General features: G+C 66.1%; 1 protein-coding gene. It reads left to right on the plus strand.

The genetic code is table 11. The features are described 5' to 3' along the window. Nucleotides 1-188 precede the first annotated feature (188 nt). Nucleotides 189-1040: an IS3 family transposase gene (locus JMJ97_RS09440; RefSeq protein ID WP_260700108.1), complete on the plus strand. Its 852-nt coding sequence runs from the start codon at nt 189-191 to the stop codon at nt 1038-1040. The last annotated feature ends 38 nt before the right edge of the window (nt 1041-1078 follow it).

Genomic DNA, 1078 nt, shown 5'->3' on the forward strand with positions numbered 1-1078 from the left:
GAGGGCGGCGCGGAGGCCCTGCGCCCGAGGCCCAAGGGCCGGCCGAGCGGTTCCAAGGCGAGGCCGCGCACGCGCGAGCAGGAGCTCGAGGAGCGCTGCCGAAGGCTCGAGACCGAGGTGGCCTACCTAAAAAAATTGCGTGCCCTGGTCGAGAGGGACGGGCTCTGACCAGGGCGAAGGTCGAGGCCGTGAGCGCCCTGCGCGAAGAGGGGTACGGGCTGGGGTGCCTGCTGGAGTGCGCCGGCCTGGCGAGGTCGAGCTACTACTACGCGCTGTCGCACCCGAAGGCTCCCACCAGGCCCGAGCTCTGGGAGGCCGCCGCCGAGATATTCTCGCGCACCGCCAACGGGTGCGGCCACAGGCAGATCGCCATGTGCCTGCGCGCCGAGCGGGGCGTGCGCATAGCCGACAAGACGGCGCTCAAGATGATGCACGAGATGGGCATCAGCTGCGGGATCCGCCGCGAGACCGACTACCACAGGTACAACTCGTACAGGGGCAAGGTCGGAAAGACCTTCGAGAACGTCATCGGCAGGGACTTCGCCGCCGACGGGCCGTGGGAGAAGATGGGCACCGACGTCACCGAGTTCAAGCAGCCCTGGGGCAAGGCCTACTTCGCGCCGGTCTACGACTTCGGCAGCAAGGAGATCGTCGCCTGGTCCACGTCGCTGCACCCCAACATGGCTCAGCAGCACGAGCTGCTCGACCAGCTCGTGTCCAGGAAGCCCGAGGGCTCCAGGCCGATCCTGCACTCGGACATGGGCTGGCAGTACCAGCAGGCCGGTTGGTGCAGGCGGTTGGAGGAGGCCGGCGTGGTGCAGAGCATGTCCCGGAAGGGCAACTGCATCGACAACGGCGCGACGGAGCAGGTGTTCGGCCACATCAAGGACGAGTTCTTCCGCGGAAGGACGTGGCCGGACTTCGAGTCCTTCAAGGCGGACCTCGACGACTTCGTGGTCCATTGGAACACGAGGAGGCGCCAGGTTAAACTGAAGGGACTGACCCCGGAGGAGTTCCGGAGACAGTCCCTTGCGGCGTAGTTCTTATTTAAGCCGTCCAAGTTTTGGGGTGCAGTTCA

Source organism: Collinsella aerofaciens, assembly GCF_025289055.1.
In the GTDB taxonomy this organism is placed as follows: Bacteria; Actinomycetota; Coriobacteriia; order Coriobacteriales; family Coriobacteriaceae; genus Collinsella.